The organism is Gillisia sp. Hel1_33_143 (assembly GCF_900104765.1).
Taxonomy (GTDB): Bacteria; Bacteroidota; Bacteroidia; order Flavobacteriales; family Flavobacteriaceae; genus Gillisia.
This window is the reverse complement of the sequence record NZ_LT629737.1, coordinates 800,511-827,468: the sequence shown is the minus strand read 5'-3', so window position 1 is coordinate 827,468 and position 26,958 is coordinate 800,511. Positions and strand designations below refer to the sequence as shown.

At 35.2% G+C, this 26,958-nt stretch carries 26 protein-coding genes and 1 tRNA gene; 12 read left to right on the top strand and 15 right to left on the bottom strand.

What is annotated here, in order from left to right:
* Nucleotides 1–3: 3 nt before the first annotated feature.
* From BLT84_RS03625 to BLT84_RS03615, 3 genes are all read right to left on the bottom strand, one after another.
* Nucleotides 4–657 (bottom strand): HD domain-containing protein, encoded by a 654-nt coding sequence (locus tag BLT84_RS03625; protein WP_091262973.1) that lies wholly within the window; start codon nucleotides 655–657, stop codon nucleotides 4–6.
* 45 nt (nucleotides 658–702) lie between these two features.
* Complete coding sequence (locus BLT84_RS03620; RefSeq protein WP_091262972.1) at nucleotides 703–1,434, bottom strand: lysophospholipid acyltransferase family protein; 732 nt, start codon at nucleotides 1,432–1,434, stop codon at nucleotides 703–705.
* Nucleotides 1,435–1,567: 133 nt separating this feature from the next.
* Complete coding sequence (locus BLT84_RS03615; protein WP_034887406.1) at nucleotides 1,568–1,978, bottom strand: BrxA/BrxB family bacilliredoxin; 411 nt, start codon at nucleotides 1,976–1,978, stop codon at nucleotides 1,568–1,570.
* A 184-nt stretch (nucleotides 1,979–2,162) separates the two neighbouring features.
* On the opposite strand from BLT84_RS03615, the gene BLT84_RS03610 reads away from it, so the two are divergent.
* The gene (locus BLT84_RS03610) at nucleotides 2,163–2,894 is read left to right on the top strand and encodes a TerB family tellurite resistance protein (RefSeq protein WP_034887408.1); all 732 of its coding nucleotides are present in this window, start codon (nucleotides 2,163–2,165) and stop codon (nucleotides 2,892–2,894) included.
* A 45-nt stretch (nucleotides 2,895–2,939) separates the two neighbouring features.
* Here the strand turns inward: BLT84_RS03610 and BLT84_RS03605 are convergent, their stop codons facing one another.
* From BLT84_RS03605 to BLT84_RS03595, 3 genes are all read right to left on the bottom strand, one after another.
* Nucleotides 2,940–4,814, bottom strand: coding sequence for an Nramp family divalent metal transporter (locus tag BLT84_RS03605; protein WP_091262969.1), 1,875 nt, complete (start codon nucleotides 4,812–4,814; stop codon nucleotides 2,940–2,942).
* A 247-nt stretch (nucleotides 4,815–5,061) separates the two neighbouring features.
* On the bottom strand, nucleotides 5,062–5,541 hold the full coding sequence (locus BLT84_RS03600; RefSeq protein WP_231929452.1) for a thioredoxin family protein: 480 nt from the start codon (nucleotides 5,539–5,541) through the stop codon (nucleotides 5,062–5,064).
* A gap of 2 nt (nucleotides 5,542–5,543) precedes the next feature.
* On the bottom strand, nucleotides 5,544–7,850 hold the full coding sequence (locus BLT84_RS03595) for a TonB-dependent receptor (RefSeq protein WP_091262967.1): 2,307 nt from the start codon (nucleotides 7,848–7,850) through the stop codon (nucleotides 5,544–5,546).
* 101 nt (nucleotides 7,851–7,951) lie between these two features.
* Here BLT84_RS03595 and BLT84_RS03590 point away from each other — a divergent pair, with 101 nt between their 5' ends.
* From BLT84_RS03590 to BLT84_RS03580, 3 genes are read left to right on the top strand one after another with little or no spacing between them, the layout of a single operon-like run.
* Nucleotides 7,952–8,605, top strand: a complete 654-nt coding sequence (locus BLT84_RS03590; protein ID WP_091262965.1) for a metal-dependent transcriptional regulator — start codon at nucleotides 7,952–7,954, stop codon at nucleotides 8,603–8,605.
* Nucleotides 8,606–8,610: 5 nt separating this feature from the next.
* Nucleotides 8,611–9,432 carry a ZIP family metal transporter gene (locus BLT84_RS03585; protein WP_034887766.1) on the top strand — a complete coding sequence of 274 codons (822 nt, stop codon included), beginning with the start codon at nucleotides 8,611–8,613 and terminating at the stop codon, nucleotides 9,430–9,432.
* A 51-nt stretch (nucleotides 9,433–9,483) separates the two neighbouring features.
* Nucleotides 9,484–9,897: a hypothetical protein gene (locus BLT84_RS03580; RefSeq protein ID WP_157717897.1), complete on the top strand. Its 414-nt coding sequence runs from the start codon at nucleotides 9,484–9,486 to the stop codon at nucleotides 9,895–9,897.
* Here the strand turns inward: BLT84_RS03580 and BLT84_RS16140 are convergent, their stop codons facing one another.
* The 4 genes from BLT84_RS16140 to BLT84_RS03565 form a co-directional block, all read right to left on the bottom strand.
* Nucleotides 9,898–10,044, bottom strand: coding sequence for a hypothetical protein (locus BLT84_RS16140; RefSeq protein WP_172822426.1), 147 nt, complete (start codon nucleotides 10,042–10,044; stop codon nucleotides 9,898–9,900).
* A 43-nt stretch (nucleotides 10,045–10,087) separates the two neighbouring features.
* Nucleotides 10,088–12,187, bottom strand: coding sequence for a ferrous iron transport protein B (gene feoB, locus BLT84_RS03575; protein ID WP_034887420.1), 2,100 nt, complete (start codon nucleotides 12,185–12,187; stop codon nucleotides 10,088–10,090).
* Nucleotides 12,188–12,191: 4 nt separating this feature from the next.
* Nucleotides 12,192–12,419, bottom strand: a complete 228-nt coding sequence (locus BLT84_RS03570) for a ferrous iron transport protein A (RefSeq protein ID WP_034887422.1) — start codon at nucleotides 12,417–12,419, stop codon at nucleotides 12,192–12,194.
* A gap of 72 nt (nucleotides 12,420–12,491) precedes the next feature.
* On the bottom strand, nucleotides 12,492–13,169 hold the full coding sequence (locus tag BLT84_RS03565) for an SCO family protein (protein ID WP_091262961.1): 678 nt from the start codon (nucleotides 13,167–13,169) through the stop codon (nucleotides 12,492–12,494).
* A 155-nt stretch (nucleotides 13,170–13,324) separates the two neighbouring features.
* On the opposite strand from BLT84_RS03565, the gene rseP reads away from it, so the two are divergent.
* The 4 genes from rseP (at nucleotide 13,325) to pncA (ending at nucleotide 17,180) form a co-directional block, all read left to right on the top strand.
* Nucleotides 13,325–14,641 (top strand): RIP metalloprotease RseP, encoded by a 1,317-nt coding sequence (gene rseP, locus BLT84_RS03560; protein ID WP_091262959.1) that lies wholly within the window; start codon nucleotides 13,325–13,327, stop codon nucleotides 14,639–14,641.
* Between the two features lie 196 nt (nucleotides 14,642–14,837).
* Nucleotides 14,838–14,911 (top strand) — tRNA-Asn (locus tag BLT84_RS03555).
* 252 nt (nucleotides 14,912–15,163) lie between these two features.
* The gene (locus tag BLT84_RS03550) at nucleotides 15,164–16,567 is read left to right on the top strand and encodes a nicotinate phosphoribosyltransferase (protein ID WP_091262957.1); all 1,404 of its coding nucleotides are present in this window, start codon (nucleotides 15,164–15,166) and stop codon (nucleotides 16,565–16,567) included.
* A gap of 1 nt (nucleotide 16,568) precedes the next feature.
* Complete coding sequence (gene pncA / locus BLT84_RS03545; protein WP_091262955.1) at nucleotides 16,569–17,180, top strand: bifunctional nicotinamidase/pyrazinamidase; 612 nt, start codon at nucleotides 16,569–16,571, stop codon at nucleotides 17,178–17,180.
* Here the strand turns inward: pncA and BLT84_RS03540 are convergent, their stop codons facing one another.
* Entirely contained in the window at nucleotides 17,181–18,407 is a 1,227-nt protein-coding gene (locus BLT84_RS03540; protein WP_172822438.1) for a cysteine desulfurase-like protein, read from the bottom strand.
* 232 nt (nucleotides 18,408–18,639) lie between these two features.
* Here BLT84_RS03540 and BLT84_RS03535 point away from each other — a divergent pair, with 232 nt between their 5' ends.
* The gene (locus BLT84_RS03535) at nucleotides 18,640–20,187 is read left to right on the top strand and encodes a M20/M25/M40 family metallo-hydrolase (protein ID WP_091262950.1); all 1,548 of its coding nucleotides are present in this window, start codon (nucleotides 18,640–18,642) and stop codon (nucleotides 20,185–20,187) included.
* A gap of 43 nt (nucleotides 20,188–20,230) precedes the next feature.
* Here the strand turns inward: BLT84_RS03535 and BLT84_RS03530 are convergent, their stop codons facing one another.
* The 3 genes from BLT84_RS03530 to BLT84_RS03520 all read right to left on the bottom strand — a co-directional run bounded on the left by BLT84_RS03530 (nucleotide 20,231) and on the right by BLT84_RS03520 (nucleotide 22,832).
* Nucleotides 20,231–21,385: a DUF3095 family protein gene (locus BLT84_RS03530; protein WP_091262948.1), complete on the bottom strand. Its 1,155-nt coding sequence runs from the start codon at nucleotides 21,383–21,385 to the stop codon at nucleotides 20,231–20,233.
* An 86-nt stretch (nucleotides 21,386–21,471) separates the two neighbouring features.
* Nucleotides 21,472–21,813, bottom strand: a complete 342-nt coding sequence (locus BLT84_RS03525) for a hypothetical protein (protein ID WP_091262947.1) — start codon at nucleotides 21,811–21,813, stop codon at nucleotides 21,472–21,474.
* Between the two features lie 23 nt (nucleotides 21,814–21,836).
* Complete coding sequence (locus tag BLT84_RS03520) at nucleotides 21,837–22,832, bottom strand: DUF1028 domain-containing protein (RefSeq protein ID WP_091262945.1); 996 nt, start codon at nucleotides 22,830–22,832, stop codon at nucleotides 21,837–21,839.
* A gap of 368 nt (nucleotides 22,833–23,200) precedes the next feature.
* Between BLT84_RS03520 and BLT84_RS03515 the strand changes: the two genes are divergently transcribed.
* From BLT84_RS03515 to BLT84_RS03505, 3 genes are all read left to right on the top strand, one after another.
* On the top strand, nucleotides 23,201–23,746 hold the full coding sequence (locus tag BLT84_RS03515; RefSeq protein ID WP_034887444.1) for a YSC84-related protein: 546 nt from the start codon (nucleotides 23,201–23,203) through the stop codon (nucleotides 23,744–23,746).
* A 140-nt stretch (nucleotides 23,747–23,886) separates the two neighbouring features.
* Complete coding sequence (locus BLT84_RS03510; protein WP_091262943.1) at nucleotides 23,887–24,903, top strand: LacI family DNA-binding transcriptional regulator; 1,017 nt, start codon at nucleotides 23,887–23,889, stop codon at nucleotides 24,901–24,903.
* A gap of 11 nt (nucleotides 24,904–24,914) precedes the next feature.
* A complete protein-coding gene (locus BLT84_RS03505) occupies nucleotides 24,915–25,583 on the top strand; it encodes a haloacid dehalogenase type II (protein ID WP_091262941.1) in 669 nt (222 codons plus the stop codon).
* Here BLT84_RS03505 and BLT84_RS03500 read toward each other — a convergent pair.
* The gene (locus BLT84_RS03500; RefSeq protein ID WP_091262939.1) at nucleotides 25,580–26,947 is read right to left on the bottom strand and encodes an FAD-containing oxidoreductase; all 1,368 of its coding nucleotides are present in this window, start codon (nucleotides 26,945–26,947) and stop codon (nucleotides 25,580–25,582) included. The genes BLT84_RS03505 and BLT84_RS03500 overlap by 4 nt on opposite strands.
* Nucleotides 26,948–26,958 lie beyond the last annotated feature (11 nt).

The window sequence follows — 26,958 nt, the reverse complement described above, 5'->3', positions numbered from 1 at the left end:
TATTTATAATTTTCCGTTCCATTCTGCATAGAACTGTTCCAGAAATCCTAACATATACTGATGGCGTTCAGTAGCTATTTTCTTTCCAGTGGTAGTATTCATTCTGTCTTTAAGAAGAAGTAACTTCTCATAAAAATGATTGATGGTTGGAGCAGTAGAAGATTTGTATTGCTCTTTGGTCATATTTAGATCGGCTTCTATATCAGGATCATAAAGTGCTCTACCTTTAAAGCCTCCATAATTAAATGCTCTGGCTATTCCTATAGCTCCTAAGGCGTCTAATCTATCTGCGTCCTGTACGATATCTAATTCAGGAGATTTGAATTTCTGAGCCTCCTTACCGCCTTTAAACGATATGTTTTCTATTATTTTAACTACATGCGCTATGATCTCTTCAGAAACATCTTGATTTCTTAGAAATTCTTTTGCTACTTTTGGACCCACGGTTTCATCACCATTGTGAAATTTTGAGTCGGCTATATCATGTAACAAAGCACCTAAGGTTACTATAAGATCATCTGCTTTTTCGCCCTTAGCAATTAATTTTGCATTCTTGTAAACTCTTTCAATATGAAACCAATCGTGCCCACCTTCTGCATTTTTTAGGGTAGACTTCACGAATTCTATAGTATTAGAAATGATCAAAGCTGTATTCATAATAGAAAATTTGATGGGAGTTTTTTGAGAAAGAAAGGGTCTATCTTACTTGATATCTTCCGTAATGGTGCGTTCTAAATTAGCTATAAAAACTTCAGGATCTGTATTATTTACAGGTAGAGGTTTATGAACTTTTAATTTCATATGAACTCCTATGCCTAAAGGAAAGTTTCCGTATTGAAAAAGTTTCCAGGAATTATTGATTGTTATAGGCACTACTAAAGCATCTGGCATTTTTCTAAACATTACCTGAAGTCCGCTTACAGCAAATTTCTTCGGGATTCCGGTCCTACTTCTGGTTCCTTCCGGAAAGATAACCGCAGAGCGTTTTGTTTTATTTAAAGTAGCTGCAAATTTAGAAATTGTTAAAATAGCTTCTTTAGGATTCTTTCGGTCTATAAGTGCAGAACCACCATGTCTCAAGTTGAATGATATTCCTGGGATTCCTTTACCTAATTCTTTTTTGCTAATGAATTTAGGATGTTGTTTTCTAAAAAACCATATAATGGGCGGTATATCAAACATTCCCTGATGGTTGGCCACAAAGATACAAGATCTGTCTATGGGTAGATCATATGGATTATCTACTGTAAATCTGGTGCCAATTAGATTTAGGCATCTCATAATAGCCAGATTAAATATATCAACAGACTTTTTATGAGCATGATAACCTCCAATTTTTAAACTTACCCATTGTATTGCATGGAATACAAGTAAGGTTAAAAAGAAAAAAAAGTAAAAAATTACCGAAAGTGGATAAGCAAGTATTTTTTTCATCTTACAATTTGATCTTTGCAAAAATACATTTTTACATGAAACCTGCGTCATTCATTATCAAAAGCACTTTTAAAATTCCGGAAATAAAAAAAGCCGACCTGTGAAGATCGGCTTGGTAATTTATTTTATAGTCTTAGCAAAACTCATTATAAGCTGCGGTAAGATTTTCTGCGATCATTTCTGCTGGACGTCCTTCAATATGATGACGTTCTAACATATGAACTAACTCACCGTCTTTAAAAAGAGCCATAGATGGAGAAGAAGGAGGAAATGGTAGCATCATACTACGCGCTTTATCTGTAGCTTCACGATCTACTCCTGCAAATACAGTTACTAAATTATCTGGTGTTTTTCCGTTCTGAAGAGAAATTCTTGCTCCCGGACGTGCATTAGCTGCCGCACATCCACACACAGAATTTACAACTACCAAGGTAGTACCATTCTTTGCCATTGCTGCTTCTACTTCTGCTTCGGTATGTAATTCTTGAAAACCTACGTTAGTAAGATCCTCTCTCATAGGTTTCACTAATTCTGCTGGATACATATATAGAGTTTTTTATTAAACATTAATAGTGTACAAAGATACAGAATTAACTTTACCTGAGCTTATCTCAAATCCTTATAAACTAATAGGTACAGTTTATAGTGTAGAGAAATTAGTTTATAGTTCTATTCTCACTAAGTGGCTCAAAATAGTATCTTTGCCCTTTAAAAAATTACAGATTTTAATGTTTAAAATAATCTTAGCCTTATTAGGCGTTACCTTTTATAGATTTCCCGGTTTAATACTTGGATTGATCATAGGAACCTTACTAGACAATATGATGGGTTCTGGCAATAGCCCTAAAATGGTTTTTAATACCGGAAGAAATGATGTTTCTCCCGGAGATTTTGAACTTAATCTCCTCTCATTAGCTTCTATAGTTATAAAAGCAGATGGCAACGTTTCACAGCAAGAGTTAGACTATGTGAGAAGTTATTTTGTACAGGCTTATGGAAAAGAAAGAGCTAATGCTACTTTTAGAACTTTTAATGAAGTTATAAAGAATAGAGAGATTTCTGCACAAAGAATATGTAGCTATTTGCAGGCAAGAACGAGGTATGAGGTAAGACTTCAGATTCTTCATTTTCTATTTAGCATTGCAAAGGCAGATGGTAACGTTTCTGAACAAGAATTGTATAAAATAGCTGAAATAGCAAGATACTTAAATTTGAATCCTAGAGAGTTTGAAAGTATCAAGGCAATGTTCTTTAAATCTGCAGATGATGCCTATAAGATCTTGGAAGTGGATAAATCTGCATCTGAAGCAGATGTAAAAAAAGCATATAGATCTATGGCCAAAAAATATCATCCGGATAAACTACAACATATGGATGAAGCCTATAGAAAAGGAGCTGAAGAAAAATTCAGAAAAGTTCAGGAAGCCTATGAAAAGATTCAAAAAGAGAGAGGATTTTAAACTTTCGCCATCATTGTAATATACTAAGCTAGAATTTTAAAGGAGCTATTTTTTCTCATTCACTATTAATATTGGAATGTGTACTTCATGTCTTACAGATTCCAGGGTAGTGCCAAAAATTAGATCTTGAATTCCGTTATGTCCATGAGATCCCATTACTAAAAAGTCTACTTTCTGGGATGTAACGATCTTGGAAATTTCTAAAGCTGCATTTCCAAAACCTATTTGATAGGTTGCAGAATATCCTAATTCTTGAAGTCTATTAGAATATTTTTCTAAACTGGCAGTATCTTCTCTAGTTTCGTTATCTATAGCGCTTTTTCCAAGGTATCTTGCTGCCGCACTTTCAACAATATGAATAAGTGTAAAACTACAAGATTTTCCTCCTTGCTCAAGAGCAGTTTGTATCCCCCGCTCATCATTTACAGAAAAATCTATGGTAATGCCTATATTTTTATAATTTGATGGCGCTCCTTCCATGAAGACTGGAGCTTCCTCTTTAAATTCTACGTTATCTTCTAAATAACTTTTCTTAAGAAGGGGCTGCACTAATATATACATCAATAAAAATAGGCAAGCCACTGCAATAGGAATTATAGTTAAATAGATCAAAAGCTTAGAGGTTCCTGAAGCTATTGCTATCCATGCGGAAATTTCATCAATCACCAAAGTAATATTCAGATATACGATGATCGCTGCGCTAAGCCACGCTAAAATTTTCACCCATAATTTAATGGTGAATTCTTTCATCATTTTTCTGTTAGAATTAAAATGAATGAGTGGGATCACGGCAAAACCCAATTGCAAACTTAAAACTACCTGACTTAAAACTAGTAGGCTTCCTAGAGTGTTTTCTCCAAAATATAGTATGGTGAACAAAGCGGGTATAATGGCTAAAAGGCGGGTGATCAATCTTCTCAACCAAGGTTGAATTCTTAGGTCTAAATGCCCTTCCATAACTATCTGCCCAGCTAAAGTACCTGTAATGGTGGAGCTTTGCCCTGCAGCAATTAGTGCAATTGCAAAGAATGTAGGGGCAATACCTCCAAAAAGGTTTTCTAATAATTTTGAAGCATCCTGAATCTCTGCAACATTATAATAACCATGAACGTAAAAGGCAGCTCCTGCCAATACCAGAATAGCAGCGTTTACAAAAAATGCTAAATTCAAAGCAATTATCGTATCTATAAAATTATATTTAATAGCCTTTGTGATGCCTTTAAAAGAACGCTCAATCTTACGCGTTTGCACCAAAGAAGAATGGAGGTATAAATTATGCGGCATTACGGTAGCTCCAATAATTCCAATGGCTATATATAGGGCATCTCCTGTAAGTTTAGAGGGAACTAAACCTTTCACAACATCACCGTACACAGGGCCTGTTATAAACATTTCTACAACAAAGGAGATCCCAATTATAAATACAAGACTAATGATGAACATTTCCATAGTTCTCATCCCTCTACGGAGAAGAAAAAGCAATAATATGGTATCTAGTGCGGTTAAGCTAATTCCCCATATTAAAGGGAGTCCAAATAGTAGGTTTAATCCGATGGCCATTCCTACAATTTCTGCAAGATCACAAGCAGCAATAGCAATTTCAGCAAGAATGTATAGCGGAATATTTGCCCATCTGGGGTATGCTTCTTTTGAAGCCTGAGCGAGATCAAGTCCTTTTACAATACCTAATCTTGCGCTTAAAGATTGAAGTAAAAGTGCAATAAGATTAGACATTAGAAGCACCCAAATAAGCTTATACCCAAACTGCGAGCCTCCAGCTATATCTGTTGCCCAGTTTCCCGGATCCATATATCCTACAGCAACCAAATATGCCGGACCCAAGAAAGAAAGAACTTTACGCCATCCTTTTTTGTCTGTTTTTACTGAAGAATGAACCTCACTTAATGATTCTGAGCTCATGGTAATTCGATAACTATATTCCTTGCAAATCCTAGTTAAATATCACTAGTTTTGAATTTATTTCTAATTTCAATGGTAAAAAAAATACATTTTTTATTATAAGATGAGACAAATAAAAGTGTTATAATAATGATCAAAATTACTTAAATAACTCACTGTTGATTGCTTATTTAACCATCATTTAAGGCTTCTTATAAAATTTTTTATGCACCTATTTTACATTATAAATTTAGAAGCTAATAGCAGATCAATTGGATAAGATCTTTAAAAGTTGTTGGGTATTCAAATATTGAAAATAGCGCGCTGTAGCTTCAAATTTTTCATCCATAATTACAATTGCAGGTAAAGAAAAAGGCTTGTTCTTTTGCCTTGCCATAAGTTGAGGAATTTGATGTATTGGATTTCTTCTATTAGCTCTTTCGTTCACAAACATCTGATTTCCGAAGAAAATAGTGTCTGTGGTTTCTACATTCATCTGGACGGCATAATATTCTTTACTTAATTTAGATACAATTGCTGGATTTGTAAACACTTCCTTTTGCATTCTAATGCATGGCATGCACCAATCTGCATAAAAATCTATAAAAACTTTTTTGGGTTTAACTTTTAAAGAATCTTCTAACTGCTCAAAACTTATCCATTGTGTATTTTCTTTATTCTGAGCAAAAGAATTGCAGCTAGATAAAATAACTAGAGAGTAACCTATTATTAAAGCTATTGATCTCACTTTTATAACGATTTAATTTTTAATCCTACAAATACAGTTCTTGGTGCCGCGGGGCCGTATATATAATTACTATCACGGTTTTTTCCTAAATCAAAATCATCCTGATAACTATTGGTTATATTTTTTACTCCACCCGAGAGTTCCAAACCGGTACTTATATTTGGAAGATCAAAAAGGTAAGCGGTACGAATGCTTAATTCTGTAAAAGTGGGTGTTCTATAATATTTATCTATCTGTTGGCCGGTGTTTTGTCCTCCAAAATGCGCAATATCCATTTTTCCTGTGTACACCATATTAGCACTTACATTTAGCTTTTTAGTAGGCGAGTAGGTAAGGGTTGCATATCCATAATCATTTGGTGTTCTTAAAAATTCACGCTTTGAGGATAGTCCTTCAATGTTTTCTACAGGCTCCTCAAACTTGCTACTTTGCAGTGTAAATCCGGCTTCCAATTCTAAGAGATAATCATAATTGGCTCGGAGTTCTAGAGTAATTCCTTGTACCGTCGCACCGTTACCATTACGTTTTTCAAAACGTTTTCCAAATTCATCTTCGCCTAAAGGAAATTGATAAAAAGCGTCTTTTAAATGCGTGTAAAAACCTTCGAACGTAAATCCGCCAATAAAATGCTCGGTGGCATAATCGTAATTTATAGAACCCGTAAAGCTATTGGAGCGTTCTTCTTTTAGATCTTCTGCAAGGGATATTCGTGAAATTCCGCCTCCAGCAAAGGCTATGTGCAGGTCTGTATCAAAAGCTTGTGGTGCTCGAAATCCCGTACCCCAGCCTAACCTAAATTGTGTAGTTTCCTTAAATTTATACAATAGGGAAGCACGAGGGCTAAATATGGCATAATCTACCAGATTATGTTTGTCTATTCTAAAGCCGGAAAGAAAATTCAGATCTTCAGTTAAATCCCAGTCGTTTTGCAAGAAGATCCCTAAGTTTCTTGTAGTTTGATCTATTAGATAATTATAAGTTCTAATCTCGTCATTTACCGCATCATATATAAATTCTGCCCCTCCAGTTAAAACCGTTTTACCTCCTAAGAATTTCTCTATTTTCTGATTGAATTGCGAGCCCCCTTGATGCGTTGTCACCTCTGAAGTTCCGTATGGAGCAGCAGCAAAAAAGGCCTGCTTTTCTGCCTCATCATCAGGAATAATTCCCGTATAATGATCTCTATCTGTATGTTGACCTCCATAATACATTATTAAAGAGCTTTTATCATCATTAAAATTGATTTGATAATCTAGACTTCCCATTAAGACATTATGTGTTCGTTCTTCACTTTGTTGTGCTAAATAGGCCGGCTTATCTACAATTTCGCCTCCGAAGCGATATTCGTTCAAGCTACTAAAGCTTAATTCTAATTTTGAATCTTCTGAAGGAAGGTAAAATGCATTTACCCCAAATGAATTATCTTTAAGCTTTGGTAATTCTGAAAAATTATCATCATTAGCATCGTACGCATCTCTTCTGCGACTATTCACAAAAAAATTGGCACCAGATCTATAGTTCTCACTCACTACCGTTGCATTTCCATTTATTAAATTCTGACTTGCTTCCCCATCTATATTTTGGTAAGAATAATCGAGGCTGTATGAATTTTGCTTTGGAATTTTGGTGATCACATTTACCGTACCTCCAATTGCACTAGAGCCATAAAGTGCAGAAACTCCACCTCTTACCACTTCTATACGTTCTATCATATTTACCGGGATTTGTTCTAGTCCGTACAAACCGGTGAGGGGACTAAATATTGGGCGACCATTAATTAAGATCTGAGAGTAGCCACCTTGTAATCCATTCATTCTGATCTGGCTGTAATTACAGGTCTGACAATTCATTTCTACACGTAAACCCGGTTGAAATCTTAAGCCTTCAGAAAGATCTGTTGCTACTACCTGTTGTAAAGTTTCACTTGAAATAAGGTTTACAATTACAGGAGAATCTGTTTTACGTTTTTTGGTACGAGTTCCTGTAACTACAATTTCATCTAGAGATTCATTTCCTTCTTCAAGATCAAAATTGAGAACCTTGTTATTTTCTTCATCTATGGTTACTGTAGTTGTTTTAGATAAGTAACCCTGAGATTGTGCAATAATTCTGTACGTTCCTGGAGTTAATATAAGAGAATATTTGCCATCTATATCTGCACTTGAACCAATACTACCATCACTTAGGTAAACAGTAGCAAACGAAATAGGAGTTTTCCCGGAACTGATGACTCCAGAAATAACAGCCTTATTATCTTGTCCTAAGGCCATTGTGGAAATCAGAATAAAAATATAATAGAACTGTTTCATTTAATCTAATTTGTAATACTATGTAAGTCTAATAAAAAATTTAGACAAATCTAAAAATATGTTTTCATTAAAAAAAACTATATTTGTTGCAAATTGAAAAAATGACCTTATCCGAGGAAAATTATTTAAAAGCGATATTCCATCTTGAGAATTCATATAAGAATGGAGTGAGCACTAATGCTTTAGCAGAAGAGATGAGCACTAAGGCATCTTCTGTAACAGATATGGTTAAACGCCTTTCAGAAAAAAGTCTGGTGAACTATAAGAAATATCAGGGTGTTAAGCTTAGTGAACTAGGAAGATCAAAAGCTGTAAATGTTATTAGAAAACATAGGCTTTGGGAAGTTTTTCTAGTAGAGAAACTAGGTTTTGCATGGGATGAAGTTCATGAAGTGGCAGAACAGCTAGAGCATATAAAGTCGGATAAATTAATAAAAGAGCTAGATAAGTTTCTAGATTTTCCAAAAAGGGATCCTCATGGCGATCCTATACCAGATTCAGAGGGAAATTTTGCCATCTCTAATAAAATGCTTTTGGCAGACTTAAAGAAAGGGGAAGCCGGAATTTGTGTTGGCGTTAAAGATTCTTCCGTAGAATTCTTACAATATCTAGACAAGAACAGCATCGCTCTAGGTCAGCTCATAGAGATTCTGGAGAAAGAGTCTTTTGACCAATCTATGCTTATTAATTTAAATGGAAATGAACTAAAGATCTCTCATGTGATCTCAAGTAATCTATATATTAAAACTTCTTAATTATGATGGATACTATAATTGCTTATTTAGAAAGAATAGACCCAATCTTAGCTGCATTGTATGCAACATTATTCACATGGGGAGTTACAGCTCTAGGGGCTAGTCTAGTTTTCTTTTTCAAGAACATTAATAGAGCAGTCTTTGATGGAATGCTTGGTTTTACCGGGGGAGTAATGGTGGCAGCAAGTTTTTGGAGTTTGCTTGCGCCAGGAATAGAAATGAGTCCTGGAGAAGGTTTTACCAAAGTAATGCCAGCGGTAATAGGTTTTGGTGCAGGAGCTATGTTCTTATTTTCGTTAGATAAGGTATTGCCTCATTTACATGTTAACTTTAAAATGGAAGATAAAGAAGGTATTAAAACTCCATGGCATAAATCTATCCTTTTAACGTTGGCAATCACATTGCACAATATTCCTGAAGGTCTGGCTATTGGGGTTCTATTTGGTGGTGTTGCTGCTGGTTTTGAAGGTGCAAGTATTGGTGGGGCGGTAGCTTTAGCTATAGGTATCGGACTTCAGAATTTTCCTGAAGGTTTTGCAGTGGCCGTGCCGCTTAGAAGACAAGGTTTTAGTAGATGGAAAAGTTTTAATTACGGGCAATTATCTGCTATTGTAGAGCCTATGGCTGCTGTTCTTGGTGCGTGGGCCGTGATGACTTTCCAACCAATTCTTCCATACGCTTTAGCATTTGCTGCCGGAGCTATGATCTTTGTGGTAGTAGAAGAAGTTATTCCAGAATCTCAACAGGATAAATATACAGATATAGCTACCCTAGGTTTTATAGGTGGTTTTATATTAATGATGAGCCTTGACGTTGCTTTAGGATAGATGTTGTAACAACGCTAGCATTCTATCGTCTTTAAGATAAACCAAGGCTTTATGAAGAATGTATTTGTTTGCTTATTGATGATAATCACCACATTGAGTGTTGCTCAAGAGAATGTTAGTAATGTATTTAATATACAGCTAAACCCCGGGGAAACTTTTGGAGTTAACAATAATTCTATTTGCTTTAAAGAAGTGCTTTCAGACTCTCGCTGTCCAAGAAATGTAACTTGTGTTTGGGCAGGTGAAGCCAGAGTATTGGTAGATATCTACGAAAATGGTATTTTTAAAGAAGAACAGTTAGTGGTAATAAATGGGAATGACTTGGCTTTAAATCTTGTTTTAGGATCTAAAGAATACGCTATTTCAGGATTTCAATTATATCCCTATCCTTCCATAAATGTTTCAGTACCAAAAGATGAATATAGATTAAACCTTAAAATCTCAGAAAACGAAGGGGAGAATTGATTAATGACACCCACAGTCTGAACTTCCACAAGACTTATCTGAAGACTTTGACTGGCTTTTCATAAAAGCAGGTTTCCATATAAATTTGGTAACTATATACCCGGCAGCTATTATAAAAATTATAAAGACTAATATTTCTTGTATCATTTCCATAGTTTTTATGTTGAATTATACTTCTGTTTCTTACAATTTATTTTAGCACCTGGAAAGCTATTAAAGCTACTATATAAGCAAATGCGCTCATAATTACTAACTGAAGCATAGGCCATTTCCATGTATTGGTTTCTCTTTTAACAATAGCCAAAGTACTCATACATTGCATAGCGAAAGCATAGAATAATAGCAAACTTATTCCGCTGGCAAAGGTAAAAAGAGGTCCCCCTAAAATAGGATTTACTTCTGCGGCCATTCTATTCTTAATGGTCTCTTCCTGATCACTTCCAACACTATAGATAGTAGCTAATGTACCAACAAAAACTTCTCTAGCAGCAAAGGAGCTCACAATAGCAATTCCTATTTTCCAGTCATACCCTAATGGAGTTACCGCTGGCTCTATACCTCGCCCAATAATACCTATATAAGAATGTTTCAGTTTATAAGCAGCAATTTCCTGTTCTATTTCCTGTTCCGGAATTTGAGTTTCTACATAAGAACTTTTTACGATCTCTTCAGCTTTATTAAAATTATCGCCGGGACCATAGCTAGCCAAAACCCATAGTATAATAGAAATTGCAAGTATGATCTTACCAGCGCCAAACACAAAAGATTTTGTCTTTTCAATTACATTAATGGCAACATTTTTAAATAATGGCACTTTATAATTTGGCATCTCAATTACAAAATAACTCTTAGATTTGATCTTTAAGATCTTATTTAAGATCCACGCGGCCCCTATGGCTGTTCCAAAGCCCAATAGGTATAATAGCATTAAGGTTAGACCCTGTAAATTTAGTCCAAAGTAAGATTCATCGGGAATTACAAGCGCTATAATAATTAAATATACCGGTAACCTTGCAGAACAAGTAGTAAAAGGTACTACCAAAATAGTAATAAGTCGTTCTTTCCAATTTTCGATATTCCTTGTGGCCATAACAGCGGGAATAGCACAGGCAGTACCGGAGACTAATGGTACTACACTTTTTCCGCTCAAGCCAAACCTTCTCATAATACGGTCCATTAGAAATACTACCCTACTCATATATCCGCTTTCTTCCAATATTGAAATAAAGAAGAAAAGAAAGGCAATTTGCGGAATGAAGATCACAATACCTCCTAAACCGGGAATGATCCCTTCTACAATTAAATTGGTTAATGATCCTGCAGGTAATGCATTTCTAGACCATTCGCCTAATTGGGCAAAAGTAGTATCTATGAAATCCATCGGGTAGCTAGACCAATCATAAATAGCTTGAAAAATAACCAGCATTATAATGGTGAAGATCACATACCCCCAAACTCTATGTGTAAGCAATCTGTCAATCCTTATTCTTAGATCTGTAGCGGTACTAAGATCTACCGTCATGGCTTCTTTTAGCAACCCATTAATAAATTGATAGCGTAAGATTGTTTCTTTTTGCTGAAGCCTTTTAAGATCACTATTACTCTTAGTATGAAAACTGCTATCTGAGGTTAGAGAGTGTCTGTTTACATTCCCAAAATTTACATCCTGAGTAATTACCAGCCATAATTTATAAAGGGATTGATTTGGAAAGGCTTTTCTTAATCTTCCAAAATATTCCGGATCCATAACAGAGGCGTGTAAACATGGCTCTGTAGAGATCTGTCTATAATTTAAGATCAGTTCTTTAAGCTCCTCAATTCCTGTTCTTTTTCTAGCGCTAACTAGCGCAATTTTGGTATTCAATCTTTCTTCAAGAATGGCAACGTCTAGCTCGATCCCTTTTCGCTGCATTCTATCTGCCATATTTATCACTAATATGGTAGGGATTTCAAGATCTTTGATCTGAGTAAAAAGAAGTAAATTTCTTTTTAAATTTTCTACATCACTCACCACAACCGCTACATCGGGAAAATCTTTATCGTTCTTATTCAAAAGAAGTTCTATAACTACATTTTCATCTAAGGAAGATGCATTAAGGCTATAAGTTCCGGGGAGATCTATAATGTGGGCTTTTAAACCACGAGGTAATTTGCAGATACCTTCTTTTTTCTCTACTGTAATACCTGGATAATTTCCAACTTGTTGGTTTAGGCCGGTAAGTTGATTAAAGACAGAGGTTTTACCGGTATTTGGGTTACCAATTAACGCAACATTAATTTGTTTCCCCATAGTATTATATTATTTCGATTTCTATTTGAAGTGCTGTTTCTTTTCTAATTGCCACATGAGATCCATTAATGTTTAAATAAATTGGATCGCTAAATGGTGCGGTTTGAAGCAATTCTACATTATTGCCAGGTAAACATCCCATTTCCAATAACTTTAAAGGAACTTCGTCTACAGAGAAAGATTTTATAATCCCTATCTGGCCGCGTTTTAAATGAGCAACAGTTAGCTTCATTTTATTTAGATTGATTTTAAACAAGGCAAAAATAGCTTAAAAAATAGTCATAGAAAAGTTTAGAAGATAAAACTATTCATCTGCATATTCTGCTTTTAGAATTTTGATGTCTTCCATAAGTTTTTCAATAGCATCTGGCTCTGTACCATCGTAAAAACCTCTAATTTGTCTTTTTTTGTCTACAAGCACAAAATTCTCTGTATGTATCATATCATAAGGCCCTGCATCACCCTGAGTTTTAGTGGCTAGATACGATTTTCTGGCAAGATCATAGATCTGTTTTTTATCTCCGGTCACCAAATTCCATTTGGCATCTATTACTCCTTTTTCTAAAGCGTATTTCTTTAGTTGAGGTACACTATCTGCTTTGGGAATAACTGTGTGTGAAAGTAAAAACACTTCTGGGTCATTTTTAATCTGCTCTTGGATTTTAAGCATATGATCTGTCATTATTGGGCAAATGGTTACGCAGGTAGTAAAAAAGAAATCTGCTACATAGATCTTATCCTTATAGAAATCTTGGGTTATGGTTTCCCCATTTTGATTTAGTAATTCAAAATCTGCGATCTTATGATATTTTCTAACGTATTGAACCGTAGAATCTACCAACTCCGCATTCACCATATCCGGTTGAAAGATTGGGAGTTCTGGATCTGGCTTTAGCAAGGTGTAAATGCTGTAGATAATAATTATGGAAAGGAAGAGCAGTACCATTCCTAGTGTCTTGAATTTCTTGAAAAATTGAAGCATTTCAGTAACTTTTACACAAAATTACAGTCTAATATTTTATTAATGGCAGGTTCGCTATTAAAATATAAGTAAAGAATCTGAAGACGCATTAATTAGACTTTTTTAGCAGGGTATAAAAGAGTACTTTTGTGCGATTAAAATTTGAAGTATAAAGCATGGATCCATTTATAATAAAAGCAATACAATTACTATTAAGCTTATCCCTATTGATCGTCTTGCACGAATTAGGACATTTTATTCCGGCGAAATTATTTAAAACGAGAGTAGAGAAATTCTTCCTGTTCTTTGATGTAAAGTTTGCCCTCTTTAAAAAGAAAATTGGTGAGACAGAATATGGTATAGGATGGTTGCCCCTTGGAGGTTATGTTAAGATATCAGGAATGATAGATGAGAGCATGGACAAGGAGCAAATGGCAAAACCACCGCAACCATGGGAATTTAGAAGTAAACCTGCTTGGCAACGATTAATTATAATGCTTGGAGGAGTTACTGTGAATTTGGTCTTAGGTTTTCTAATCTATATGATGGTGCTTTTTGTATGGGGTAGCAATTATATTGGACCAGATGATATGCCAAGAGGATTTGCAGTTGCAGATCAATTTAAAGAATTTGGTTTTGAAGATGGCGATAGAATACTTGAAGTAGATGGTAAGGAGATGCAAAATTCTCTAGATATTAATAAACATCTATTTATGCGCGATATTCAAACTATTACCGTGCTACATCAAAATGGTAATGAAGAAACAATTTCAGTACCAGAAGATATAGGTTCTGTAATGTTTCAGGAAGGGGTAATGCAGCCATTTGTACCAATTCAATATGCAGTGGTAGATAGCGTACTTGCAGATAAATCTGCAGGTGCTGCCGGACTTAAAAAAGGAGATAGTATAATATCTCTTAATGATACTGAAATTGGATACTGGCATGAGCTTGCTCCAATAGCCAATGAGAATAAAGACAAGAAGGTAGAACTAGTTTACAAGCGTGATGGAAAGATCCTGAGTGCTGAAGTATCTCCAGATGAAGATGGAATGATAGGTTTTACTTCTAAAAGAGATTTTGACATACAATCTCGCGAATATACTTTTGGAGAAAGTATAGAAGAAGGATTTAACTATGGATATTGGACGCTTCACGATTATGTAGCTCAGTTTAAATATGTATTTACTGCTAAAGGGGCAACTCAGGTAGGTGGTTTTGGAGCTATTGGAGGATTATTCCCTGATGGATGGAACTGGCAAGGATTCTGGCTGGCAACAGCATTAATCTCAATTATATTAGCTTTTATGAACATCTTACCAATACCTGCTTTAGATGGAGGGCATGTAATGTTCTTACTATACGAGATCGTAACCGGAAGGCCTCCTAACGAGAAATTTATGGAATATGCACAAATGGTTGGGTTCTTTATCTTAATAGCTTTAGTGTTATTCGCAAATGGGAATGATATTTACAGATGGTTATTTAGCTAGTAGATAGGCTAGTACAAAAAGAGGGAAAATTATTTTTCATTTTGATCAAAAAAAATTAAAATTTCCTTTGTTGTGATTTAAAAAATGACATATATTTGCAACCGCAAAAGAGAAATATTTAAGTCTCCAATGCAGGTCCAGATTAAGAGTTAGGATCTTTAAAATTGAAGCGTTCTTAGAATATTAAAATATATTTTCCTCCTTAGCTCAGTTGGTTAGAGCATCTGACTGTTAATCAGAGGGTCCTTGGTTCGAGCCCAAGAGGAGGAGCAAAAAGCCAGACAGCAATGTCTGGCTTTCTTGTTTTTATATGTTTCGGTTAAATTTCTATTAGATGTTTTGTTACAAAATTCAGATCTTAATGAATTATGCTCAATCATCCTTTCGAGCATCAAAACTTCAGTTTTAATACAACTTTATGCTTTTATAAATCTCTTAAAAAGGCAAAATGGTAAATTTGTAATACCTGAAGTCTAATAAGAAGCCAGGCAGAGCAATCATAACAATTCAAGCTTTAATATTATGATCAATTTTACCGCTACCTATACAGACCAGTATCAATTGGCTATGGCCCAGGTCTATTTTAAAAATGGACAAAAAGACCAAACTGCAGTTTTCGATTATTATTTTAGAAAACTTCCTTTTAAGGGTGGGTTTGCTGTATTTGCCGGTCTTGAAGATCTTCTTGAAAAATTAGAGAATTTAAGCTTTAGTGCAGATGATATTGAATATTTAGAGAAGCAGGATTTTGAACCAGAATTCTTAGAATATTTAAAGAACTTTAAATTTAGTGGTAATATCTATTCTGCTCAGGAGGGTGATCTAGTTTTCCCTAACAGTCCTATCCTGCAATTAGAAGCCAATATTATTGAAGCGCAGATTGTAGAGACAATGCTCCTAAATTTATTAAACTTTCAGACCTTAATAGCTACTAAAGCAAGTAGAATAAGATTGGTGGCTGGAGATAAGATGCTTTTAGATTTTGGCTTAAGAAGAGCTCAGGGGCCAGGAGGTTACTATGCTAGTAGAGCAGCTGTAATTGGTGGATTTAATGGTACCAGTAATGTGGTAGCTGGAAAAGATTTCAATATTCCAGTTGTGGGTACCATGGCACATTCGTTTATTATGAGTTATGATAGCGAATTGGAAGCTTTTAGATCTTTTGCTTCAGGAAGACCGAAGGACTGTGTTCTCTTGGTTGACACCTATGACACTCTTAAGAGCGGTATTCCTAATGCGATAAAGGTTGGGAAGGAAATGGAAGAAAGAGGTCAGAAATTGGCTGGTATTAGGCTAGATAGTGGAGACCTTGCTTATTTAGCAAGAGAGTCTAGAAAGTTGCTATATGCTGCCGGAATGGAATATGTGAAGATTGCAGCTTCCAATCAACTAGATGAATATGTAATTAAGAGTTTGCTAGAACAAAAGGCAGCAATAGACGTATTTGGCGTAGGAACCAATCTGGTTACAGGAAATCCTGATGCAGCTTTAGATGGGGTTTATAAATTGGCTGTTTCCAATGGAAAAGCTAGAATTAAAATTTCAGAAACATTGGCTAAAGTAACTTTACCAAATAGAAAACAAGTATTCAGAATGATTAATTCGGAAGGAGATCTTATTGGAGTAGATGCCGTTTGTCTAAGAGAGGAGTCTAATGTAACTCGTATTTTCGATCCAAAGGAGCCAATAAAATCTATGACAGTTAAAGATCTTCAGAAAGAAGAAGTTTTACACTGGATCATGAAAGATGGAAAAAGAACACAAGCTTCAAGATCACTAAATGAAATTGCTGCTTATGTTACCTCTAATTTAAAAAGATTACCGGCAGAATATAAAAGATTCAATAATCCGCATATATATAAAGTAGGGATAAGTCAGGAGCTCAAAGAGGAGCGAGAAAAACTATTGGCTAAATATCAGGAATAAGATGAAGACGCTAATAATTATAGACGTACAAAATGATTTTATACCCGGAGGTTCTCTTGCAGTTCCAAAAGGAGATGAAATTATAGATCTTATTAATGCATTTCAGGAGAAGTTTGATCTAATAATTGCAACTCAAGATTGGCACCCAGCCGGTCATTCCAGTTTTGCTGCAAATCATTTAGGTAAAGAAGAATTCGAAACTATACAATTGCACAACCAAGAGCAGGTATTATGGCCTATACACTGTGTTCAGAACTCTCATGGTGCAGCATTTAGTTCATCGCTTCAAACTTCAAAGATCGAAGCTGTTTTTAGAAAAGGGATGAATCCAGAGATTGATAGCTATAGTGGTTTTTTTGATAATGCCCATGCTAAATCTACAGGTCTTGCTGGGTACTTAAAAGAGAAAAATGCAGAAGACCTCTATTTTTGTGGTCTTGCTGCAGATTACTGTGTTTATTTTTCTATTATGGATGCTTTAAATATAGGTTTTAGCGCCACCTTAATAGAAGATGCTACCAGAGCAATAGATCCCTCAAAATTTAAAGATCTAAAGGAGAACATACTTCAAAAAGGGGGAAAGATTGTTGAGAGCAAAAACTTGCTATATTAATTAGAAGATCTTTTTAAAGGCTGTTATAAGTTTGTCTACTTCTTCTTCTGTGTTATAATGAACTAAACTTATTCTAACCACTCCGTGTTTTTCTTCTAGATTGAGGTCTTGTATGAGTTTTTTTGCGTAAAAGTCGCCAAAGCGAATCCCAATCTTTTCGTGATCCATTTTTCTAACAATATCAGAACTCATAAAGGAATTGTGAACAAAGGCAATAGTGGGAACTCTTTTATTCTTGTCTCCAGAAGTGTTTCCGATAATTTTAATTTCCTCTACAGAATTTAAATAATTAAGCAATCTGGCAGCCAATACCTCTTCATAAGTAGCCACCATATCAAAGCTTGTATCATATTTTTCGGGAACAGACAGCGCTGTTTTACCATCCAAATGATGATCTGCCATTTCTTCAAAATATTCTAAAATTCCTTTAAGACCATAGGTCAGTTCAAAATTGAAATTCCCTGGCTGAAATTTATATGGAACATCGTCTGGCTTAAAAAAGTAATGATTTATACCTGGCATATTTGTAAGTAGATGTAATTTTCCATACATCAATGCTAAATGTGGGCCATATACTTTATACCAGCTAAATGTATAGAAATCTACATCCCAATCCTGTACATCAACTTTTCTATGAGGCGCATACGCAACGCCATCTACACAAATTAAAGCTCCAGCTTCATGTACGATCTTAGCAATTTTTTTAATAGGATTAATTGTTCCCAGAACATTAGAGGTATGAGTTACTGCAACAAGCTTGGTCTTATTAGATAGCAACGCTTTCAAGTCTTTATTTTCCAATTCAAAACTTTTTGGATCAATCTTCCAGACCTTGATCTTAATACCTTTTTTCTCAAGATCTGTCCAGCAGGAAACATTGGCCTCATGGTCTGAGTTGGTTACAATTACTTCATCACCTTCCTTCCAGTTCTGACTAATAGAGAGGCTTAATATTCTTAGCAACATGGTAGTTGAAGGTCCAATTACAACTTCATTTTTGTGGCTAGCATTTATAAATTCTGCAATGCTACTAGTGGTTTTTGCCAATCTTTCTCCAGCTTTTTCAGATACAGCATAGGATGCTCCTAATTGAACATTGGAGTTTATAAGATAGTCGTTAATATAATCTACAGTACTTCCTAAAATTTGAGAGCCACCAGCGTTATCCATAAAAATGAAATTATTCTTTAATGCAGGGAATTTTGATCTTATATATTTTATATCCATCAGTATGATTTTAATTTTTATAAAAATGATAGTAAAATTTAATAGGTACTAAAGCCGCTTTTAGAAACCTTTTGCTATGTTATTTCAATCCTTCAAACTCGAAATTACAATATTTCTCACAGACCTTTCCCTGCGAGGATCTACTTAATGTAAAGAGATAGATTTCACAACTTTCAGTTTCCAATAAATAAGAATATATTTGAGAAACTGATAATTAACCAAACCATTTTTTATGAAGAATAAATTCTTACTCATTACTTCCTTCTTGTTTTCTAGTGTAATATTTGCTCAAGATCAAGAAGTTTTTGTTCAGAATATAGTGAAAGAAGCCACAGAGAATTCTAATTTAGAAGCTTTGGGTCATGAGCTTTTAGATGTTGTGGGGCCACGTTTAGTTGGAACTCCAGAAATGAAACAAGCTCATGATTGGGCGGTAAATAAGTATAAATCTTGGGGCATCTCTGCAGAAAATGAGCAATGGGGAGAATGGCGAGGATGGCAAAGAGGAATTACACACATAGATCTTATAGAACCTAGAGTGAGAAGTTTATCGGGAATGCAATTAGCATGGAGCCCAAATTCTGGAAAAAAACCAATCATTGCAGAAGTCGTTATACTTCCAGAAGCTAAAGATTCTACCAATTTTGCAAGTTTACTAAGTGGAGTTAAAGGAAAGTTAGTGATGATCTCTATGCCAGAGATCACGGGAAGGCCTGATGAAAATTGGAAAGAATTTGCAACAGATTCTTCTTTTGCAAAACTAAAGGAAGATAGAAAGATACAATCTGAAGCTTGGTCTGATAGATTAACCAAATCTGGATATACAAACCGTACCATAGCAGAAGCTTTAGAAAAAGCGGGTGCCGCAGGTATTGTTACGTTAAACTGGTCTAGAGGATTTGGAGCAAACAAGATCTTTTCTGCTTCTACCAAAAAAATTCCAACCATAGAACTTTCGTTAGAAGATTATGGAATGGTTTACAGATTAGCAGAATATGGAGATAAACCAAAATTAAGAGTGGTAGCAGAATCTAAAGAATTAGGAGCAGTACCAGCTTTTAATACTATAGCGACTATTAAAGGAACAGAAAAGCCGGAAGAATATGTTATTCTATCTGCACATTTTGATTCATGGGATGGAGCTACCGGTGCTACAGATAATGGAACTGGTACTATGGTTATGATGGAAGCTATGAGAATACTTAAAAAAATGTATCCAAACCCAAAGCGTACTATTATTGCAGGGCACTGGGGAAGTGAGGAGCAGGGACTTAACGGTTCTAGAGCTTATGTAAAGGATCATCCAGAAATTGTAAGCAATATTCAGGCAGTTTTCAATCAGGATAATGGTACCGGAAGAGTTGTAAATCTTTCTGGTGGTGGATTCTTGAATTCTTATGATTATTTAGGACGTTGGTTGGAAGCAGTTCCTTCTTCTATTAGTGATGAGATTGAAACTAGTTTTCCTGGAATACCAGGTGGCGGTGGATCAGATTATGCATCTTTTCTAGCTGCAGGAGCTCCAGCTTTCAGTTTAAGCTCATTAAACTGGTCTTATTGGAATTATACTTGGCACACCAATTTAGATACGTATGACAAGATTGTATTTGATGATGTTAGAAGTAACGTAATTCTTACCGCAATTATGGCGTACATGGCTAGTGAAGATCCGGAGATGACCTCTAGAGATAGAAGGGTTTTACCATTAAATAAACGTACTGGAGAGCAGATGACATGGCCTGAGGCTAGAGATGCTACTAGAAAAGGTGGTTTAGACTAAATTATTTAAAGTTTAAGATAATTAAAGCAAACCAACTAGAGAATTATTTGTTCTTTAGTTGGTTTGCTGCTTTTGTATACCCACCTCCGGCACCATCTACAAAGTGAATATGATCATCTATTTTGAAATCTCTAACATAACATGACATTACACTCTGCTCACTTACATGTAAACCATATTTTATTTTCCCCTTCTCTTCTAAATTATCTAAATAGGAAGCTAGTGATTTTCTTTGCTGAGGTGTTCCGGTAATTACAGTATTAATTCTCCCGTCTATAGTTAAGGTATCTGTAAGTTCTACCAGTTTTTGAAGATAGGTTTTTCCTGCTAACGTATTGCTCCAGTAATATTTTCCAATTACGGTAGTATACCAATTCTTGATTAGATAGAACAGGTCATACTTGCCTAATTTAGTTCGCATTTCCTCATTCAGTTTTCTAAGGCTTGCTTTTAAATTCAAGCGTTTTACAGAAATAGGTTTTCTACGGTCTAGAGATCCGTATATCGTGTCTATGGAATGAAGAACCTTAGAAAATACTTCTGAAGGATCTGTGTTCTTAGAGGCGGTTACAATTAAGCTAACCACTTCCTGATTTGAATTTGGCGGACTTATCTTATCCCATTTACACTCCATTCCTTCAAGATCCAGTAGGTCTGGAATTTTGTTGTCTACATTATCAGAACTACTATATCTTGCTTTAATCTTATTTTCTGCATATTGTAGACCCTCTCCAAGTACAACGGGAATAGTAAGTATCTCACTTATTTTGACTTTTAAGAGCTCTAATGAGATCCCTTTGCTATAAATGTCTTTAATAGGAAGCGCTCCTATTTTAAGTTCCAGACCGAAATTCTCTTTTGTATTTATTCTATGCTGATTAAGCGCTGCCATGGCACTTTGTAGTAATTCATTAGGAATTAACATGGTGGCGCCATCGCCTCCAAAGAAAAAAGGAATGGTTATATTTTTTGAATATGCCAAATTGAGTATAGCAATTACACTGCCCGTAGCAACTAAATTTACTTGATCGTGCTTACCTGTTCTAACGGCTTCTGTAGAATTTTTAATATCTGCGGCAAGTGCATACCAATCTTCAGGAATTTTTGAAAAAAGGGCTTTATTAGCAACCAGATCACTTATAGAACCAGAATGTAAATCGAGGCTGGAATAAAAGTGAAGACTGGAGGTATTTGCCATAATTTTCAAATTTTAGTCGTTGGTTTAACTAAAAGATTTCCCCTACTTTCATTTAAAGAAAATTAGGGGCAGAATTTTCTTTTGGCTTAGTTTAGATCTGCACCTACAGGCTTAGAGCAATCGTGCCCTGGTTGTCCATGAGGAGGATTCTTCTTTTCATCTGCTGGGTACTTGTTAGTCTTCAGTAAGTCATTGTTTTGCTGAGTTTGCGTTTTTGGAGCCTGATCTAGCGAAGCGCCAACCGGAAGATCACATCTATGTCCCGGTAATCCATGTTCAGGATTTAAATTACTTGCGGTTTCTTTGTTGTTGCTAATGGTTTCAGTTTTTGGAGTGGTTACAACTTCTTCTTCCTTTTCCTCTTTACAACTAACTAGGGCTATCAAACTAAAAGCCACTAATGCACTTTTTATAATGTTAGATTTCATAAGCTTTATATTTTAGTAAGTACTTAATTTACTATTCTAGATAATTCTTCTTCTGTAATGTTTAAAAGATCTGAGGCGGGAAGTCTTGTTGTCATCTCTCTCCAGTTATCGTCTTCTTGAAAAATAGCTTTAAAAATAGGGATAGCTTCTTCCAGTCTATCGCTATTGGCTAAAGCTACAGCTTTCCAATATCTCATCTCTAGATTTTCTGGAAATAAAGATTCTGCTTTTCCATATTGCTTTAAAGCTTCATCTACATCTTTAGCTTCTACAGCTAGATCGCCTTTATTCATATATTCATAAGCGCGGGCCACTTTTAGCAATCTTTCTAGTTCTATTAAAGGCTCACCGCTATCATCTACGCGAAGGTCTATTTTTTTATCTTCCCAGGAGTTCTCAACTTTATTAGGTCCTACTACTATAAGAGCCGCAGATTGCCTTCCGCGAATATCACCTCCGGCTGCTTGCGCTGCTTGTAATACTTTTACAACCCTTTCTGCTAAAGGAAGATTAGAATTATCTTTAAAAGCTTTCGCCATTGCCGGAACTATCTCGTCATTCAGCATCATGTTTGCTTGCACAGAGAAATTATCTCCTAAATGGTGAAGTGCAGATTCCACACATTTTTCTCCTGTAAATGCAGAAGCTTTTCCTTGAGCATCTAAGAAAGCTACCTGTCTGTAATCTTTAGCTTCATCTTTACTAACAAGTTCTTTTAATGCTACCGCAGCAGATTTTCCTTTTTGCATTAGGTCTAATCCATTAGGACCATAAGCAGGATTTACAAAAGACTGTGTTGCTACTACTCCTACACCAGATCTTCCCCATGGCACCAGTGCGCCAACAGAGAACCAATGACTTTGAACTCCTACGGCCATTTCTCCGGTAATAGAGTCTCGAGCTACAATAGAAAAGGTATGAGCAAAGGGGTCTTTCATTACAGAGGGGTTTTGTGCCTTGCTACTGTTTGAACATAGCTGCAAGAATATGGCAGGTAATATTAATAGATACTTTTTCATTTATGATCGTTTCAGCTAAAATAAAGAATTTTTAAGTGAAGTTAATTACGCTAAATTTTAAATCTATTAGTATAGCTTTAATAAATCCCACCTCAGAAATTCATTCTGAAAATTTGATCACTGTATTCTGAATTATTAGCACTGAAAAACAAAGACCTGCAAATCATAAGGTTAGTTTTTGATTTGTGCTTAAGTTACCTGAAAATCATTAATTATATAATACCCCTATGTGCTATTTCATATAACCAAATGAGAAGCATGCTTTAACAAAAATTTTTCACAATGTGTTAAGTATTAGACAATAGCAATGCGGAATGGGCAGCTGTTTAATATATTTGCAGTATAATTCAACCAAAAATAAATTATATATGAAAGCTAAAAATTTAATACTTAAACCACTTTCTGCATTTGTACTATTACTTGTATTAGCAAGTTGTGGAGCATCAAGATTAAGTGAAGATCAATTAGTGTCGGATTCTGTTAAAGCGAAAGCTACAATATCTGAAGGACATCAAAACATTCAAGAGTTATTTACATCTTCTGCAGGATATGCAATATTCCCTAATGCAGGAAAGGGTGCTTACATTATAGGTGGTGCTTCGGGTAATGGTACGGTATATGAAAATGGTACTTTAGTTGGATATTCTAATATGAAACAAGTAGATGTTGGACTTCAGGCTGGAGGAAAAGCATTTATTGAAGTTGTATTTTTCCAAACGGAGGATGCTTTGAACAAATTTAAAAATGGAACATATACCTTATCTGGAAATGCTTCTGCTGTAATAATTGAGCAAGGGGCTTCTAGAGAAGTAAGTTTTGTAGATGGAGTTGGAGTTGCAACTATGCCAAAAGCAGGTGCAATGGCCGGAATATCTGTTGGAGGACAAAAATTTGAATTCCGTTCTCTTAAATAAGAGTTGTTAATTCAAAATAAAATCCCTCGTAGAATAGTTTCTGCGAGGGATTTTTTTTGTTTTATCAAATTAGTTCAGAGATAATCAAGTTTTTAAGAGTTAGTTCTTTAATTTTAACGCTTATCATTTTTTTGCTGTCTATGAGATCTAAAATAACCCTAAAAGAGCTGGCTAAATTATTAAATGTATCTGTTTCTACAGTTTCTAAAGCCTTGAATGATAGTTCAGAAATAAGTCCGAAGACCGTTAAAAGAGTCAAAGAATTAGCTGCCCTGCATAATTACAGGCCTAATCCAACAGCAGTAAATCTTAAGCGAAATAGAACAGGAAATATTGCGGTAATTGTTCCGAATATTTCGAATACCTTTTTCGCGAAAGTTTTAGGTGGAATTGAGATTGAGGCCAGAAAACTTGGATTTCAACTTATCACTTATATCTCTAATGAGTCTTTAAAATTAGAACAGCAAATTACAGAGTTAATATCGAATGGTTTGGTAGATGGTTTATTAATTTCTGTTTCGGAAGAAACTCAAAAAGAAGAGAATTTTGAGCATTTACATAGGTTAAATGAATACGAAATTCCAATTGTACTTTTTGACAGGATTAATATAGATCTAGATCTAGATAAAGTTGGGGTAAATGATAAAGCAAGTATTTATGATGCTGTTAAATTCTTACACTCTAAAAATCTGAAGAAGATAGGACTTGTTTCTGCTTTAGGAGATATAGGTTTAGGTAAATTGAGAGTTCAGGGTTATTTAGATGCCTGCAAAGACCTTAATCTTCCTGTAACTAAAGACTATGCAATTGCATCTACAGAAATACCAGTGGTTAAGCAACAATTAAAGAAGCTTCTGCTAGAAGAAAGGGTAGAAGGTATTATAGCGTTAGATTATTTAAGCACTTTACTTGCTTCAAGGATCATTCAGGAAAACGGACTCAGAATTCCTGAAGATGTGAAAATGATAGGGTACGTAACAGATGATTTTGCGCCTTTGCTATGGCCTTCTATTAGCTACGTAGACCAACATCCACAGAAAATAGGAGAGAAGGCCGCTACCTTACTTATAGACAGAGTGAATAAGGTTCAGAATAAATCTCCAGAAAAGGCTATTATTAATACAGAATTTGTTCATTTAGATTCTACTAAATTTTAGAACACTCCAAGATGTTAGCACCAAAACTTTTGATATTCGATGTAAATGAGACCTTGTTAGATATGCAACCGCTCAAAGATTCCATTAATAAGGCTTTAGAGAATCCTTATGCTTTTGATATCTGGTTTCCGCAATTGCTTCAATATTCTTTAGTGGAAACAATTACCGGCACCTATCACGATTTTAGTGAGATTGCAGCAGGAGTTTTTAAGATGACAGCACAAAAACTTGAAAAAGACTTTTCAGACAATGAGGTTAAGCAGATTCTTAGCAAGATATCAGAATTGCAACCACATGAAGATGTGCCGCAAGGTTTAGAAAATTTAAAGGAGCAGGGATATATACTGGTAGCGCTTACTAATGGTAAGCCACGTGTAGCGCTAGAGCAATTGGAGTATGCTGGATTGAGCTCTTATTTTGATCAAATACTAAGTGTAGAGGTGGTAAATAAGTATAAACCTGCGCCAGAAACTTATAACTATGTAACTAAAATGTTTACGGTAGCTAATTCTGAAGCGATGCTAGTGGCAGCTCACGGCTGGGATATTACAGGAGCAAAACGTGCAGGCCTGAGAACAGCTTTTGTAAATAGACCTGGAAAATCGCTGTATCCACTAGCAGAATCTCCAGATCTTAATATTTCTACTATTTTGGAATTAGCCAATTCTTTAAATCGCTAATCTAAGTCCTTAAGATTTTCTAACATTGTAGGTATCAACTCGCTTACTGTTGGATGTATATGTACAGCATCTCTAATAACAGTATATGATGCATCTGCGTACATGGTATCTATAATGCTATGAATATATTCATCTGCTCTTACGCCAAGAAAAGTAGCACCTAAGATTTTATCTGTTTTAGCATCAATAAAGATCTTTAGTTTGCCTTGGGTTTCTCCCATTTCTTTAGCGCGTCCAATTTTATTCATAGACATGGATGCAACTTTAGCTTTGATGCCTTTATCTTTTATATCTCTCTCATTCATTCCTACACGGGCAATGGGAGGATCTATAAACGCAGCATAGCATAAATATCTATCAGATAAATTTCTTTTCTTTTCTTCAAAAAGATGAGAATTCACAATTTGATAGTCGTTATAAGAAGTGTGTGTAAAGCCACCTTGTCCATTGCAGTCTCCAAGAGCCCAAATATTATTTACATTTGTTCTCAGCGCTTCATCTACTTTAATGTTACCTCTTTCATCGGTTTCTACTCCGGCCTTTTCTAGGTTAATTAGATCTGTATTGGGAATCCTTCCTGCAGCTAATAATAAATGAGTACCCAAAATAGGAGTATTATCTTCCTCACATTCATGAGTTACCTCAATTTGATCTCCAACTTTTTTTGCACTTATACAATTAGAATTTAGTTGAATATGAATGTCTTCATTCTTAAAGATATTAGCTATAGACTCTGCAATATCTTGGTCTTCATGTTTTAAAAGTGTATCTCCGCGATCTAAGATGGTTACTTTACTCCCAAAGCGTCTAAACATTTGAGCAAATTCTAAACCTATATATCCACCTCCAACAATAATAAGATGTTCCGGTATTTCTTCAAGCTGTAAAATACTTTCATTGGTAAGATAATCTACCTCTTTAAAGCCCTCTGGAATTCTGGGTCTACCCCCAACGTTTATATAGATCTTATCTGCAGTGTATTCTTTACCATCAACTTCTACGGTAGTGTTATTTACAAATTTTCCGGCTCCTTCTATAAGAGTAATATGATCATTATCTGAGATCATTTTATTAATTCCATCGCGAGAATCCTGAACTATCTTGTCTTTCCTATTTTTTATTTTTTTAAGATCAACCTGAACTTCACCTTTAATAGTTATGCCAAGTTCATCACTATTATTAGCCACATAGGCTCTTCTTGCACTGGCAACATAGCTTTTAGTAGGAGTACAGCCAACATTTACACAGGTTCCACCTACAAAGCCTTTTTCAATAATGGCTACTTTTAATTTGTTCTTAGCCAAACTGGCAGCTAAAGGAACTCCTGCTTGCCCTGTACCTATAATAATCGCGTCAAATTTCATGTATGTATATT